General features: G+C 53.8%; 1 protein-coding gene. It reads right to left on the minus strand.

Annotated features, from left to right (window positions below):
• On the minus strand, positions 1-118 hold a 118-nt coding region (locus AF337_RS42705; RefSeq protein WP_152971226.1), incomplete at its 3' end, for an SDR family NAD(P)-dependent oxidoreductase.
• Positions 119-236 lie beyond the last annotated feature (118 nt).

The raw sequence follows: 236 nt of genomic DNA on the forward strand, positions 1-236 counted from the left end.
GCTTTCGGCTGGTGCCGAACACCCGGTAACCATCGCGCCGCAGCGCCTTCGCCGTCACCAGCCCGATGCCGGAGGAAGCCCCGGTGACCAGGGCAATGCCGCGTTCTCTCTTGCTCATTGAAGTCTGCCTTCGTTTTTGCCGTGGAATATCTATGCGCATTCTGTTACTATCAAATCGATAGCAAGTCACTACTAAAAAGATATCGACATGAAGAATCTTTCGAAACAGCCCTGCC

Source organism: Rhizobium ecuadorense (assembly GCF_001187535.1).
GTDB classification, from domain to species: domain Bacteria; phylum Pseudomonadota; class Alphaproteobacteria; order Rhizobiales; family Rhizobiaceae; genus Rhizobium; species Rhizobium ecuadorense.